Raw genomic sequence first — 14,362 nt, forward strand, 5'->3', positions numbered from 1 at the left:
ATTATTATGGAAAAAGAAACGGAAAGTTTTAAACACACAAAGGCTGCCGAAATGATTTTGCTTTTGGATAGGGTATATAAGGAAATTGAAGAAGCCGAAGCGGAGTGGATGGCTAGGTGTCCAATCAAATGCATTGACGGCTGCGGAGCCTGCTGTATTCATTTTGAACCGGAAATTTATGAAGTCGAAGCTCTTTATCTTGCGTCATGGCTTGTTTTTCATCAAAGAGAAAGAGCCTTACAAATACTTGAAGGGAAATTTAATGAAAATGTTATGGATAAAGAAAACGGGTGTCTTCTTTTTGATATTGATAATCCTTATCATTGCACCGTGTATGGAGGGCGTTGTTTGATATGCCGTCTTTTCGGTTATTCCGGAGATAGAGGCAAAGATTTTTCTGTCCGCTGGCGGCCATGTAAATATCTTGTTTCAATGGATAAGAATCTTTCTGCATCTAAGATTAAGCAATATTCTCAAAATGATTTGATTGATACATTCGGTACTTTGCCCCCGGTAATGAGCGATTTTACTTCAAGAATTTTATGCTTTATGACTGAGGGTTCTTCCCATCCTCTTCCGATGCGGGAAGCCTTACCGGCTGCAATTTCTAAAATTCTTATGCTTGAAAAATATTCTCATAATCCTGAATTTGAACCCGATACGGATCCTGAAACGCCTCCTCTTGCATCGTAGTAAATTGGGCTTATTCACTTTTTTTTATCTTTGTGTTAGTATCGCGGCCATGGAAAATACACAACTAACTCAAGGGGTAAATGAAAATGACCCCATTAAGAAAACGAATTTCTTGCCGGTAATTTCCGGACTCTTTGTAGGCGTTTTGGTTTTGTCGAATATTCTTGCGGCAAAGATGGTACAGCTTGGCCCCTTCGTTTTTGACGGAGGTACCCTTCTTTTTCCTTTTTCGTATATTTTTGGAGATGTTTTAGCTGAGGTCTACGGTTATAGGGCTTCACGAAAAGTTATTTGGACCGGCTTCTTGATGCTTCTTATTATGAGCCTGAATGTTTGGCTTATAAGTGTTCTTCCTGCCGAATCGGAATGGATATTCCAAAAAGATTTTGAGAACATTCTTTTACAGATGCCCAGAATTTCTGCAGGCAGCCTGTGCGGTTATTTTATCGGAGAATATTCAAACTCGGTTGTTTTATCTAAGTTAAAGGTTATAACAAAGGGCAGGCATTTGTGGCTTAGAACAATCAGTTCTACATTGGTAGGTCAATTTTTGGACAGTATCGTTTTTGTTGCTGTTGCTTTTTTAGGCCTTTATAGTATAGATGTTCTTATTGTAATGGTTCTTTCAAATTATATTTTTAAAACTTTTATTGAAGTTATTTTTACGCCTTTTACTTATAAAATAATAGCCTTTGTAAAAAAATATGAGCAGCTTGATGTTTATGACTACAATGTAAGTTATAATCCCCTGCCGGGAAAATAGGCTTAAAAAAATACCCATCCTTAAAAATTTAAGGATGGGTCAAACTCATAACTTTCTTACTTGATGATTTTTAATTTATACTAAACTTTAAATTTCATAACTTCATCAGCCAGGCCTTCAATACTTTTTTTGTTCTTTTGGGTAATCCCTTGCACTTCCTGAACTGCATTATTTATTTGTAGGGCACCCGATGCCATTTCATTCATTCTGTTTGTAATTGTGCGGGTAAGCTCATCAAGTTTTCCCATCTCTTGAGCGATTCCTTCTCCGCCTTTAAGCATCTCTGACGAGCCTTGCTTAACCTCCTGTGTTACAGTGTTAATGTTTCGGATAGCAATTAGCACTTCTTTGCTGCCGTTTTCTTGCTCGCTCATGGCTTCCATAATGCTGTTACTCATATCTTTTACATTTTCTGCAAGTGCAAAGATTGAGTTAAATTTCCCTTCAACAGCTCTGGCTGATTCAGCCAATATGTCTATTTCTCCCGAAAGATTTTTGAGTGTCGAGGTAATGGTTTTTCCTTGAGCACTGGATTCTTCTGCGAGCTTCCTTATTTCATCGGCTACTACGGCAAAGCCTTTTCCGGCCTCGCCTGCATGGGCAGCCTCAATTGCGGCATTCATAGCCAGCAGGTTTGTTTGGCTTGCAATGTGCTGTATAACATTTGAGGCTTCCATTAAACTTCCCGATTCTTCGGATATTTTTTGTGTTACTGTGGTTGCATTAGAAACATTGTCCTTACCTTCTGCTGTGGCACTCGCTAATTCCCTGATAATATCGTTACTCTTACCTAAGGTTTGTGTGATTGAAGCAATGTTTGCAACCATTTGCTCTATAGATGAAGATGACTCGGCAACGCTTGCAGCTTGAGTTTCGATACTGCTGTTCAGCTGCTTTATTGTTCTGATAATTTGTTCTACGGTTGCAGCTGTTTCGGTAACGCTTGCTGCCTGAGTTAGAGTCTGCTCCTTAATGTTGTCTATATTTGAGTTAATCTCTTCAACAGCACTTGCCGTTTGCGTCATATTGCTTGCAAGCTCATCCCCTATAAACTGCATATTATTTGTATTTGATTCAACCGATTTAATGGAATTGCCTATCTTTTCGATTGTCTGATTAAAATATTTTGAAAGAAGGGTAACTTCATCATTTCTTGTTACAGGCAGTCTGACCGTTAAATCTCCTTCACCTTGAGCGATGTCTTTTAAGGCCAACACAACTTTTTGCAGAGGTAAGATCATTCTGCGTGTTACAATAAATGTTGATATTAAAGCTGCACCCAAGAGGGTTACACCTGTTACAACCATCAGATATTGAAGACTTTTTACCGTATCCAAAAACTCGTTAACAGGTGCCCTTATTACGACTATCCAACCTGTTGACTGCATAGTGGCATACGAACCGATATTTTCTTCTCCGTTAAAAGTGTAATAACCGATCGATGTTTTGTTTGACTGCATAGCTTGTTTTGCAAAATTTGCAATCGATATTAATGACGGATTTGTTTTTGCGTTTTCTTGAAAATTATCCTGATGTAAAACCAAGTCCCTGTTACGGTGGGCAATGGCATTGCCGCTTCTTCCCAAGATAAAACAATAACCGTTTCTTCCGACCGTAATATGATCTATATCGTCAGAAAGCTCTGTACCGGGGGTATCGGCTGCAAGTACTCCTATTATCTTATTATTGTAATCGTAGACAGGTACTGAAAGAGTATTTACAAGACTTCCGTCGGATCTTGAAATATAAGGTTCAGATACAAACGGCTTTCCAGCCAAAGCCTTTTTAAACCATTCGCGGTCACTCACATTAAATATTTTTCCGTCGAGGGTATGGCAAGTTCCGTCTATATCCGTTATTGCAAATTCGGATATTCTAGGGTTAAAAGCGGCTTCCTTTTTTAAATAAGCTATTTTCTCGGAGTATGGAGTATCTGTATTTCTTAATTCCGATGCACGGGATGCACTTGAGACAAAATTCAAAAAAGAATATACCATCGCATCTATGATACCTGCCGTGTCGGCAGCTTTATCGGTTAAATGGAGTTCTATTTTTTGAAGAATTGCCTTTCTTGCCATAAGGGCACCTATAATCCCTTGGGTGGATACGGAAATAACAACGATTAAAGCAAAAAGAATAAGGAGCTTTTTTCCCATTGAAAATATTTTGTCTTCCGATACACCGTTTCGCATAGCTAGTTCTTTTTTTGTAGTAGATTGTGCAACAACTAATTCTCTATCGTTCATTTTTCCTCCTAAAACACACTGTAGATTATTTCTTATAAATATTTTACACCCATATTGTGAATAATGCAAGTTAAATTTGCCGAGATTGTATAATATTTTATTTGATTTAGGTTTGAGGAGAATATTAAATATATAAGGGCAAATCTTAGCTGTTTGCCCCTTTGTTAAATTTTAAATTTCTTTACTTCGTCTACAAGATTTTGAATGCTGTTTTTATTTTTTTGTGTAATCAGGTTGACTTCTTGGACTGCATCGTTTATCTGTGTTGAACCTGCTGCCATTTCGTTTATACTATTAGTGATAGTTTTACCTAATTTTTCAAGTGTGGACATTTCGTTTGCAACATTTTCACTTCCTGCGAGCATTTCTATTGATCCGTTTTTAACTTTTTCGGTAACATCAGTTATGTCGCGGATAGCTTCAAGAATTTCGGTGCTTCCTACAGACTGTTCCTTCATTGCCTGATTGATAACATCTTCTTGGTTGGAAATGTTTGTTGTAAGCTCATATACCTCATCAAAATTTTTTCTCGGCCCCGCTGCCTGCAATTATAAGATTGTTTATTATTTCTATAGATTCTTTTAGAACCGTACCAATTTGTTTACCTTGGGCATTAGATTCTTCAGCTAATTTTCTTATTTCGTCGGCAACAACAGCAAATCCTTTTCCGCTTTCTCCTGCATGGGCTGCTTCTATGGCTGCATTCATAGCCAAAAGATTTGTCTGGCTTGCTATGTTTTGAATAACTAAGCTGGCTTCGACAAGGGAGTCGGATTTTTCTGCAATTTTTGTAACAACCGAGTTGGCTGTTCTTGCACCTTCTTTTCCTTTTAAGGTCTTTTCATGAAGATCTTTGATTAAGTCGTTGTTTTTATCAAGAATTTGGCTGATTGAATGTATGTTTGCGACCATCTCTTCGATTGATGAAGATGAGCGGCCTATGCTGGCGTTTTGAACTTCAATGCTTTCGTTTAAAACTTTTATTGTTTTGATGATTTGTTCGATAGTCTCTGCTGTTTTTGCCCGGCTTTCAGACTGAGTATGAATTTGTTCACGGACATTTTCTACATTGCTGCTGATTTCGTTTACTGCACTTGCCGTTTCTGTCATGTTTGTAGAAAGGACAGCTCCTATTTGATTCATTGAATCAACTTCTTTTCTGAGAGAGCTGATCATGTGACTGATGTTATCCAGTGAGGAGTTAAAATAGTTTACCAGTTGCCCTAGCTCATCTTTCTTTTTATATGTGAGTCTATCTGTGAGTTCACCCTTAGAAATTTTTTCAAGTACTTCACTTACCTTCTTAAAAAAAGCTAAAAGTCTGTTTGAAAAAATAAAAACACCGATTAAGCAAAGAATAATTAGCCCTACACCTATAAGTATCATATTTTGGATAATGTTATCGAACATGGAAACTATTTCATAGTTTTCAACAAGTGTTACCAGTTTCCAGTTAAGTTCTTGTATCGGAAAAACCTTGACCTGCCAATTTTTTCCGTCTATTTTTAATTTATGTGAGCCTTTATTTATGTTTTTTAGTTCAGAAAAAGCCTCAATCCCAGATTGATCTATATTCTTATTATTTATTTCGGGATGAGCCGGATCAGCAATTATTATACCGTCATCTTGAATCAGCATTGCGTAACCTGTATTCCCTATTTTTATATTATTTATAAAACCTGTCAGTTCATCAAGGCTTATATCGATTCCGAGTACTCCGACAAAATCATTTTTAGGAGAGTGAACGGCTTTTGCAAAGGCGATTACAGCCTTCCCATTGGTAGAAATATAGACAGGTGTGATGATTACATTTTCGGCATTTTCTTTAGCCTTGATATACCATGATCTGGTTCTGGGATCATAGCCGGGTGCTTCGTCTGCTCCGGATGAGGCATCTCCTCCCCATTTTGTACCCAGATAAACCGCATCAAATTCCGGAAAATTATTTGCGGCATTTTTTAAGATCAGATTCAGTTTTTTTTGAGAAACATTATCATAGCTTTCGGGATCGGGTTTTTGTGTTTTGCTAAGATGATATTTCCTCAATGAGTCTCCTACATTCTTTATCTCGGCATTTTCACTCAAGGTTGTAACTATGTTCTTATTATTTTTTGTGAACAGTTTAAACATTTGTTCAGCAATGGAAACTTGTTGTACTATAATCTGATTGAATTGGTTTACGCTTGACCTATATACCTGGATCCCTATTATTGTACAAATTGAAAGGATGATTGCAATAATTGCAGAGGTAAAAGCTATAATAAATTTTGTCCGGATCGATAAACCTTTTTTTTGGTTATTAGTTTTCATGAGATTCTCCTAATTTCCTTGTGTTATTGAATTAGATATTCTATGCTTATATTAGGATTTATTCAAGCTGTTATATCGGTATTTATTGTTTTTTATAATTTATATTTTGAATTTACTGACTTCTCCTGCCAATATTTGTATATTTTGCTTATTTTTTTGAGTTATGCAGTTTACTTCCTCTACGGCCTTACTTATTTGGGTCGCTCCTGAGGCCATCTCATTTATACTGTCATTTATCATCCTTGTCATATCTTCAAGTTTTTTCATTTCTTTGGCGATGCCTTCTCCGCCCAAAATCATTTCGGCTGAGCCGCCCTTAACCTTTTCCGTTACGGAATTAATATCCCGGATTGCAGTTAGAATTTCCTTGCTTCCGTTTTCCTGTTCAAGCATCGCACTCATTATATTGTTACTCATTTCTTTTACATTTTCTGCAAGGTCAAAGATGACATTGAATTTCTCTTCTACGGTTTTTGATGAGGCGGAAAGCATATCTATTTCGTTGGATAAATCTTTTAGGGTTGAGGTTATTGCCTTACCCTGAGAGCTTGATTCTTCCGCTAATTTTCTTATTTCATCTGCAACAACGGCAAAGCCCTTTCCTGACTCGCCTGCGTGGGCGGCTTCTATTGCCGCATTCATTGCCAAGAGGTTTGTTTGGCTTGCAATATGCTGTATAACGCTGGATGCTTCAAAAAGGCTTCCGGATTCTTCTATTATTTTTTGAGAAAGAGAATTGGATTTTATAACGGTTTCTTTTCCGTTGGCGGTAGCCTCTGCAAGATTCTTGATTATTTCATCCGTTTTGGCGAGTGTTTTTGTTATCGAAGAAATATTTGCTGCCATTTCTTCGATAGATGCTGAAGATTCGCTTACGCTTGCCGCTTGATGCTCAATGCTTTCGTTTAATTGTTTGATTGTATTGATAATTTGCTCCACGGTTGAAACGCTTTCGTTAACGCTGGCGGATTGATTTATGGTTTGCTGCTTAACGCCGTCAATGTTTGCACTTATTTGATGGATGGCACTTGCCGTTTCGGTCATGTTGCCTGCAAGTTCGCTTCCTGTTTGAACCATCGTTTCGGCACTATTATGCACTGAGCGTAGAGCCGAGCTCATCTTTCCTATTGTCTGGTTAAAGTGAGAAGACATAGCCGTTATTTCATCATTACCTATTAAAGGAAGAGATACGGTTAGGTCTCCCTCTCCTACCTGTTGAAATACCGAAACTACCTTTAAAATAGGTTTTACTATTAAGCCTTGAAGGAGGCTTACTGTTATCAGAATTACTACAACCAAAATGCTTCCTGAACCTATCAAAGTATATATAACTGCATAATAAACTTTTGAGCTGATTTCTTCATTTATTTCGGTCATTTCTGTTCCGGCAAAAAGTACAAACTGTACTTCCCCATCTCGGACTATAGGCTTGTATTTTGTTATAAAATCTTTTTTTAAAATTAGTGCATGCCCGCTGTAGTCTTTGTTTTGAGATATTGCATCATAGGTTTTCGAACGGCTGAGATTTGTGCCCAGAGCCCTTTTTCCGTTTTCATCAAAAATTGTAGTAATGATACGCTGAAACTCATTGTTTTGGCGGGCAAAAACCGTGATTTCTACTCCAAGTTTTTTTGAAAGCATGTCTATTGTTTCGGGATCGACTGCCTTTTTTGTTCCCGTCAAAACAGAATCCCTGATACTCAAATTACCGTAAACGGTTTCAAGATACGTTTCTATTATTGCTAAATCTCCGTCAAGCTGATGAATTACACTGCTGTAAACAGCACTTTGAGATGTGGATTTGACTGCATACACACTTATTCCCGTTAAAATTCCTATAGCAAAAAGCAGTGATATAAAGAAAATTCCTCCTATTTTGAGAATGAGGCTTCTCTTTTTGGAACCTATTGATTTTGTAGAATTTGACATTTTTTTCTCCTTTTTCGATGCTTAATATATATTTTAACTCCGTACAACCAATATGTCAAGTTTATTTATTCCCATTTTTTTGCTAGTTGACGAAAGTGCGTAAATATGTAATAATAAATTCACACTAGGAGGCTTTAGATGCTAGCACTTATTATTGGTATTGTTTTAATCGCTTTTACGGTTATTGCAGCCCTTCCCATGGGCTTGGCGTGGGGACAGGATATTCTCTTATTTTTAAGAGGCGGCTTACCTATTTTTGCAGCCTTTGTCGGTCTTATTTCCGTATTTATAGGCATTGCCGATATCAAAGATAAACAGGACGCAAGAAAAGAAGAAGCAGCTATGAAGGCTGCCGAAAATAAAGCCGAGTAATTGTCATCTTTTTAAGTTATTGACACTTATTCTATATTTAGTTATAATGTCAGAACCCACATTATCTGCATATATTGTTTGTAGAAGGTATACATTAAATGAAAACTATTTTTTTAAAAGAACATGAAGCGCCTCGCTCTTGGTATGTTATTGATGCCGCCGGGAAGCCGCTTGGACGCGTTGCTGCTAAGACTGCAGCTATGCTGAGAGGAAAGCACAAGGTTGGTTTTGCACCTCATCAGGAAATCGGTGATTATGTCGTTATTATTAATGCCGAAAAAGTAGCCGTAACAGGAAATAAGGCTAAGGATAAGATGTACTATACTCACTCCGGTTATGTAGGCGGTTTAAAGTCAATCAACTTTAACGGTTTAATTGCAAAAAAACCGGCCGAACCCTTGATGATTGCAATTAAAGGTATGCTTCCTAAGGGTCCCCTTGGAAGAAAGCTTTTAACGAATGTTAAGGTCTATGCAGGCCCTGAACATCCTCACCAAGCACAGAACCCTATAGCGGTTGAAGTATAAGGAGCGTAAAGTGAAAAATATTGGAATGGGAACAGGCCGACGAAAAACTTCAGTGGCGCGAGTATACATTCGGGATGGTAAAGGTAAGTTAATGGTCAATGATAAAGACATTAACGAATATTTTGCTACTCCGGAACAAGTCCAAAAAGCAAAAGAACCCTTAATGGTTACTGCAGGTGAATCTAAGTATGATATTATAATCACTGTACGAGGCGGAGGTCTTACAGGCCAAGCCGGTGCGTGCTCTCACGGAATTGCAAGAGCCTTAGCTCAGGTAGATGCATCAAATCATGCATCCTTAAAGGCTAACGGACTGCTCACTCGTGACTCACGAATGGTTGAACGAAAAAAATTCGGTCAGCGCGGTGCAAGACGAAGATTCCAGTTCAGCAAGCGTTAATCCTTTTTCTATTGCGGATATATGCAGCACTTCTTCAGATTTGGTGAAAATCATCAATTCTGAAGGAGTGTCTTTTATAACAAGGCGTATTTATTTTGAAGATGATGATTTTGACGGCCTTGTAGACGGATGCGGCGGCCCTATAAGCGATGAATCGCTTGAGTCTCTGCTGAGTGCGGTAAAAATTTATGAGGCTGAGTGTACCGCTGCAGCCTATTTATATCGAGCTGAGCATTCAAGGTTTCAATTGGACATGAAGCTCAAAAAAAAAGGTTTCCTTGCTTCAGAGATTAGTCCGGCTTTGGATTATCTTGAAGATAAGGGGCTTCTTGATGACAGGCGTTTCGCCGGAGCATGGCTTAACACCAGAGTCATAAGTAAAAAAGAAGGCCGAAACAGATTGGCCTCCGAGCTTGCCCTAAGAGGTGTAAGCTTTAAAATTGTGGAAGATGTGCTTAATGAGTTTTTTTTGGAACATTCGGAAGAAAATATTTGCCGAATGGCCTTGGAAAAACACTTGGTAAATGGATTGGATAAGCCTAAGTTGCTGCGAAAAATGTATAGACTGGGTTTTTCCTCTGGCACTGTTAATATATGTTTGGAGGGAATTGAAAACAACACCGATTCTTTTTGAGTTTTGTTTCATTCTTACACTATGGGTAAAAGCGAAAGTAGAAGACGAGTTAAAATGTACTCCGCCCTTGAGGTTGCTAATATATGCGGAGTTGTAAATCAGACTGCCATTAACTGGATTAGAAACGGTTATTTAAAAGCTTTTAATACGCCGGGGGGGCAATATAGGGTATATTATGAAGACTTGCTCCTTTTTATAAAAGAAAGAGGCATGAAAGTTCCGCCTGAGCTGCAAGATTCATTGGATGATGCTCATTGGAATTCCATCATAGTTATAGATGATGATATTGTTTTAAATGAGGCTATCGCTTCATTTTTTGTTAAAAACCTGCCTAATTTAATCGTGTATAAATCTTTCGACGGTTTTGATGCCGGTACCAAACTCGTAAAGCATAAGCCCGGATTTGTAATTTTGGACATAGATCTTCCTGGAGTCAACGGTAAGGAAATATGCAAAAAAATAAAGACAGATCCTTTTTTTGGTCAGCCTTATATAATAGTTATTACCGGATTGGATGATGAAAGTTTAGAAAAGCAGATGAAAGATTTGGGTGCTGATGCTTTCTTTAGAAAACCGATAGATTTTAATGCCTTATTGAGTGAAATAAATGAGGTTGTAAGCTAGAGCTTATGACCCTTGATGAAGCAAAAAGTGTTATAATAGAGACGGGAAAAAGGCTTTTAACTTCCGGCTTGACGGTGCGGACATGGGGAAATGTTAGTGTCCGTATAAATGAAGATACTTTTGCTATCACTCCTTCAGGGTATGGTTATGAATATTTAAAGCCGGAACATATAGTTGTTCTTAAAATAAGCAGGCCTGAAAGCTCCGGGCCTGTCAAACCTTCTTCGGAACGCTATGTTCATGCAGGCCTTTACAAGGCCGATCGAAATATCAAATTTATAATTCACACACATCAAAAATTTGCTTCTGCCGTTTCGGGATGCTTTTCTTCCGTACCTGTCGAAGATAAGGACTTAAGCGCTATTTTGGGTGATTCTGTGCCCGTTGCAAGGTATGCTGCTTCAGGGACAAAGAGGATTGCACGCAATGCCGTAAAGTGCTTAACAAGGCCGGCCGGAGTAATTATTATGGCCCAGCATGGTGCTGTTTGTTTTGGCAAGGATGCCGATGAGGCTTTTGTTCAGGCGGAAGCCTTGGAAAATCTTTGCCGTAATTTGATTTTTGCCGAAGTTCCGGCTTTGGCCCTTGCTTACCGCCGACATGAAAAAAAGACCTTGCAGCCCTTGATTAATTTTTATGCAAGCTGCCGTGAAGGCGAAACCTGTACGGTTTACGATAAAAATACAAATATTACCATTTGCAAGATGGATATAAAATCCGGAAATATAACCGAGGGCCTTTTTGATTTTCAAGCCGATTTACATAGGCGTATATACGATACCTATCCCGAAATTAATTTTATAGAACAAAGTTATTTGCCGGCAGCTTTTTTTGTTTCAAGAAAAATGAACATCGATAATTGTATTCCGGCCTTTTTGGATGATTTTGCTCAGATTGCTGGAGAAAATATTTTCCTTTTTCCATTTTTTGAAAGCCGTGCGGAAGAGATGAGTGCTGAAATTGTTGAGGGCTTAAAAAACAGATCTTCCGTTTTGATAAATGAAAGCGGAGCCCTTTGCTGCGTTTCCGATAAAGATGATCTTATGGCCTTAAGCGAAATTTTAGAAAAAAATCTTTTGGCCTTTGTCCTGTCATGGAAATTTAAAAATTATTTTCCGATCAGCCGCAGAAGTGCTAAAAGAATGAGGAGCGGTTATGTCGGAGAATATTCTAAAATGAGTTCACAAATTTAGAGGTTAAAATTTAAGATGAAAAATCTAAAAAAAATATTGCTTACTGTTTTTATAGTTCTTATCTTCGGATGCAGACGCGAAACTCCTTTAGAGCTTGAAAGAGAAGAAAAGTTTAGTCTGGATTACGGGCTTTTTGAAAATGAGCTTAATCTTTTTAATTTGAACAGCACATATTCCCGCCCCGATACTCAGATATTGATGAAGGAAGGTATGTTCTATATAGTAAATTCCGGCGGACAAAAAATTTTAAAACTTTCTTCATTCGGGGATTTGCTTACCTTTTTTTATAATCCGGATACAAATATGGAGCCTTCTTTTATGAAAAAGGATCCGCAGGATGTTAAGGCGGCAACAAGGGCTGCTATAAAATATCCTTTTAATCATCCGGCTCTTTTGACAGTAAATTCATCAAAAGGCTTATTTGTAGTCGATTCGGTTTTGGATGAAAGAATCGAGTATGATCATGAGGAGAATTTGGCCTTAAGGGATATAATTCTGTACTTTGACGAAAACGGAAACTTTATCGATTATTTGGGGCAGGAAGGTTTCGGAGGAACTCCGTTTCCTTCTATCGAAGGGATTCATACAAATTCTTTTAACGATATAATAGTTGTTTGCCGCACGCAGACGAGTTTAAAAATTTATTGGTACAACAAAAAAGGCGATCTCTTATATAAGATACCTATCTTTTTTAATGCGATACCTAATCCCTATGAAGGTTCCGATAAAATATTTTCTTCAATAGATAAGATAATTCCGGATTTTGATGATCTTTATTTATATATAAAGATTGATTACTATCTTGAAGAAAGGGATGCTGCAACTAAGGCAAACCTTGGAGTAACTTACGATAAAAGCTGTTTGTATTTTTTAAATATTAAAACAGGTAAGTATGATAAAAAAACGGATATAGATGCTTATGAGGGAACCGAGGCGGCAGGAAACGAAAATATTACTTTTAAAAAAGTTTATGATCTGATAGGCATTACCGAAAATAATTGGTGCTACTTATTAACTCCTACAAGTAAAGGTTATGCTCTTGAAATTATGAATTTAAAATCCCAAAAAAAATATAAAAAAGATTTGATTGTTTCAAGCGGGGAAATGTTTTATAATACCTTCCATGTTTCTTCCAAAGGAATTATTTCGGCTCTTCTTGCGAGAGATGATAAGGCCTTAATTGTATGGTGGAGGGCCGATAAGATTATCGGCGATAAATAATGAGTGATAATGAAATATTTGAAACAAGGGATTATTCTTCACGCGAAGTTTTTACACGATACAATAGAGAAGATAGAATTAAAAATGCTTCCGAAAAGGTAAGGCAATTACATGATCCGGATTTTATCAGGAGAAGAAGTTTTATAAAAAGCGTTACCGAAAATCCCGGGCTGCGTTCTATTTTTTTTGCAATTTTGGTTTTGGTGGGAGTCAACATCTTTTTCTTTGTTACCCTTTCCGATAAAAACAAGGGCAAGGTTTACGGAATAAAAACGGAGTTAAAATCTATTATTTATCAAGACAGGGTTTTGGCAAATTTGCTTTTGAAGGAAAATCCTAAATTTTTAGAAAACTTAAAAGATGATTCTGAAAAAGAGGGATCCTTGGTAAGAATAAATTTTATCTTTTTGGATGATGAAGGAAGTAAATTATCGTCTTCTTTGCAAACAGGAATTTATACCGGAGGCGAGCTGAGGTTTTCTGCTCAACACGAATCAGGCAATGCAAAAAAAGTACAAGCCGAAATTTATATCAAAGAAAAACTTTTGGTACTATCTGCAAAAGTAAAATGAGAAAATAAAATGAGTATAAACAAAAAATATAAGTGCCGATTATGCAAGATCTGTGACGGCAAAGCCTGCATAGGGGAGCTTCCGGGAATGGGCGGAGTCTTTGAAAGCTCTAATTTTATTTTAAACTGTGCCGATTGGAAAAACTATTATACCTCTGAAGCCTATCCGCTTCCACGGCTCCGCCTGGCTCCGATTACGGGAGCTGTAGAAAATATCGGGTACGAGGATGAAAGGCAATTTTACTTTGACATTATAAGGGCCTCGGTTAAGGCCGGTTTGGCTTTGAGTATAGGGGACGGTTATCCCGACTTAAAACTTTTTTCGGGAATTGAGGCCTTAAGATATGAGAAAAAAAAAGCTGCTGTCTTTTTAAAACCCTATCCCCAGATGAAGCTTTTTGAAAGGATTGAAGCCGCAAAGGATGTTGCTGAAATTATCGGGGTAGATACGGATGCTTATAACATAGTAACTATGAGAAACCTTGTTCATCTTGAAAAAAAGACTGCAAGGGACTTGGCTGCCTTAAAAAAATATGCCAAGCTCCCCTTTGCCGTTAAGGGTGTGTTTACCTCGTATGATATTGAAGTCATAAAAGAGCTAAAGCCCGACATTGCTATAATTTCAAATCACGGAGGGCGTATTGAAACGGATAGGGGAAGCGTTGCAGCCTTTGCCGGTAAGCATTTAAAGGAAATAAAAAAATATACAGGCGAGGTTTGGGCGGACGGCGGCTTACGCAAGAAAGAAGATTTTATAGCGGCCTCATCTTTAGGGATTGAAGAGGTTTTAATAGGCCGCCCCTGCATTACCGCCCTTCTTAGGGATAAGGAAAACGGCATAAAAAATTTTATCGATTCGATTTTAAAATAAGGAGCTTT

14 protein-coding genes and 1 pseudogene are annotated in these 14,362 nt (G+C 37.7%); 11 read left to right on the plus strand and 4 right to left on the minus strand.

Annotated elements, in window-relative coordinates; translation table 11 throughout:
- Window positions 1-6 precede the first annotated feature (6 nt).
- Window positions 7-693 carry a YkgJ family cysteine cluster protein gene (locus E4O00_RS01160; RefSeq protein ID WP_253678178.1) on the plus strand — a complete coding sequence of 229 codons (687 nt, stop codon included), beginning with the start codon at window positions 7-9 and terminating at the stop codon, window positions 691-693.
- Window positions 694-742: 49 nt separating this feature from the next.
- The gene (locus E4O00_RS01165; protein ID WP_253678180.1) at window positions 743-1,456 is read left to right on the plus strand and encodes a queuosine precursor transporter; all 714 of its coding nucleotides are present in this window, start codon (window positions 743-745) and stop codon (window positions 1,454-1,456) included.
- 80 nt (window positions 1,457-1,536) lie between these two features.
- Here the strand turns inward: E4O00_RS01165 and E4O00_RS01170 are convergent, their stop codons facing one another.
- The 4 genes and pseudogenes from E4O00_RS01170 to E4O00_RS01185 form a co-directional block, all read right to left on the minus strand.
- Complete coding sequence (locus E4O00_RS01170; RefSeq protein WP_253678182.1) at window positions 1,537-3,702, minus strand: methyl-accepting chemotaxis protein; 2,166 nt, start codon at window positions 3,700-3,702, stop codon at window positions 1,537-1,539.
- 164 nt (window positions 3,703-3,866) lie between these two features.
- Window positions 3,867-4,250 carry a methyl-accepting chemotaxis domain-containing protein gene (locus E4O00_RS01175; RefSeq protein WP_253678183.1) on the minus strand — a complete coding sequence of 128 codons (384 nt, stop codon included), beginning with the start codon at window positions 4,248-4,250 and terminating at the stop codon, window positions 3,867-3,869.
- A complete protein-coding gene (locus E4O00_RS01180; RefSeq protein WP_253678186.1) occupies window positions 4,219-6,012 on the minus strand; it encodes a methyl-accepting chemotaxis protein in 1,794 nt (597 codons plus the stop codon). The genes E4O00_RS01175 and E4O00_RS01180 overlap by 32 nt, the downstream gene beginning before the upstream one ends.
- A gap of 99 nt (window positions 6,013-6,111) precedes the next feature.
- A pseudogene (locus E4O00_RS01185) lies at window positions 6,112-7,629 on the minus strand (methyl-accepting chemotaxis protein); the annotation flags it as partial.
- A gap of 450 nt (window positions 7,630-8,079) precedes the next feature.
- On the opposite strand from E4O00_RS01185, the gene E4O00_RS01190 reads away from it, so the two are divergent.
- The 9 genes from E4O00_RS01190 to E4O00_RS01230 all read left to right on the plus strand — a co-directional run bounded on the left by E4O00_RS01190 (window position 8,080) and on the right by E4O00_RS01230 (window position 14,354).
- Window positions 8,080-8,313: a hypothetical protein gene (locus E4O00_RS01190; protein WP_002670146.1), complete on the plus strand. Its 234-nt coding sequence runs from the start codon at window positions 8,080-8,082 to the stop codon at window positions 8,311-8,313.
- Between the two features lie 98 nt (window positions 8,314-8,411).
- The gene (gene rplM, locus E4O00_RS01195) at window positions 8,412-8,840 is read left to right on the plus strand and encodes a 50S ribosomal protein L13 (protein WP_002672109.1); all 429 of its coding nucleotides are present in this window, start codon (window positions 8,412-8,414) and stop codon (window positions 8,838-8,840) included.
- A 10-nt stretch (window positions 8,841-8,850) separates the two neighbouring features.
- Window positions 8,851-9,240 (plus strand): 30S ribosomal protein S9, encoded by a 390-nt coding sequence (gene rpsI / locus E4O00_RS01200; RefSeq protein WP_253678188.1) that lies wholly within the window; start codon window positions 8,851-8,853, stop codon window positions 9,238-9,240.
- The gene (locus tag E4O00_RS01205) at window positions 9,179-9,874 is read left to right on the plus strand and encodes a regulatory protein RecX (protein ID WP_253678189.1); all 696 of its coding nucleotides are present in this window, start codon (window positions 9,179-9,181) and stop codon (window positions 9,872-9,874) included. Before rpsI ends, E4O00_RS01205 begins: the two co-directional genes overlap by 62 nt.
- A gap of 54 nt (window positions 9,875-9,928) precedes the next feature.
- A complete protein-coding gene (locus tag E4O00_RS01210; RefSeq protein ID WP_253678190.1) occupies window positions 9,929-10,498 on the plus strand; it encodes a response regulator in 570 nt (189 codons plus the stop codon).
- Window positions 10,499-10,503: 5 nt separating this feature from the next.
- A complete protein-coding gene (locus E4O00_RS01215) occupies window positions 10,504-11,691 on the plus strand; it encodes a class II aldolase/adducin family protein (protein ID WP_253678191.1) in 1,188 nt (395 codons plus the stop codon).
- A gap of 15 nt (window positions 11,692-11,706) precedes the next feature.
- Window positions 11,707-12,912 (plus strand): LIC_12708 family protein, encoded by a 1,206-nt coding sequence (locus tag E4O00_RS01220; protein ID WP_253678192.1) that lies wholly within the window; start codon window positions 11,707-11,709, stop codon window positions 12,910-12,912.
- The gene (locus E4O00_RS01225) at window positions 12,912-13,484 is read left to right on the plus strand and encodes a hypothetical protein (RefSeq protein WP_253678193.1); all 573 of its coding nucleotides are present in this window, start codon (window positions 12,912-12,914) and stop codon (window positions 13,482-13,484) included. Before E4O00_RS01220 ends, E4O00_RS01225 begins: the two co-directional genes overlap by 1 nt.
- Window positions 13,485-13,493: 9 nt before the next feature.
- Window positions 13,494-14,354, plus strand: a complete 861-nt coding sequence (locus E4O00_RS01230; RefSeq protein ID WP_253678194.1) for an alpha-hydroxy-acid oxidizing protein — start codon at window positions 13,494-13,496, stop codon at window positions 14,352-14,354.
- Window positions 14,355-14,362 lie beyond the last annotated feature (8 nt).

The sequence above is a fragment of the Treponema sp. OMZ 788 genome (assembly GCF_024181245.1).
GTDB lineage: Bacteria > Spirochaetota > Spirochaetia > Treponematales > Treponemataceae > Treponema_B.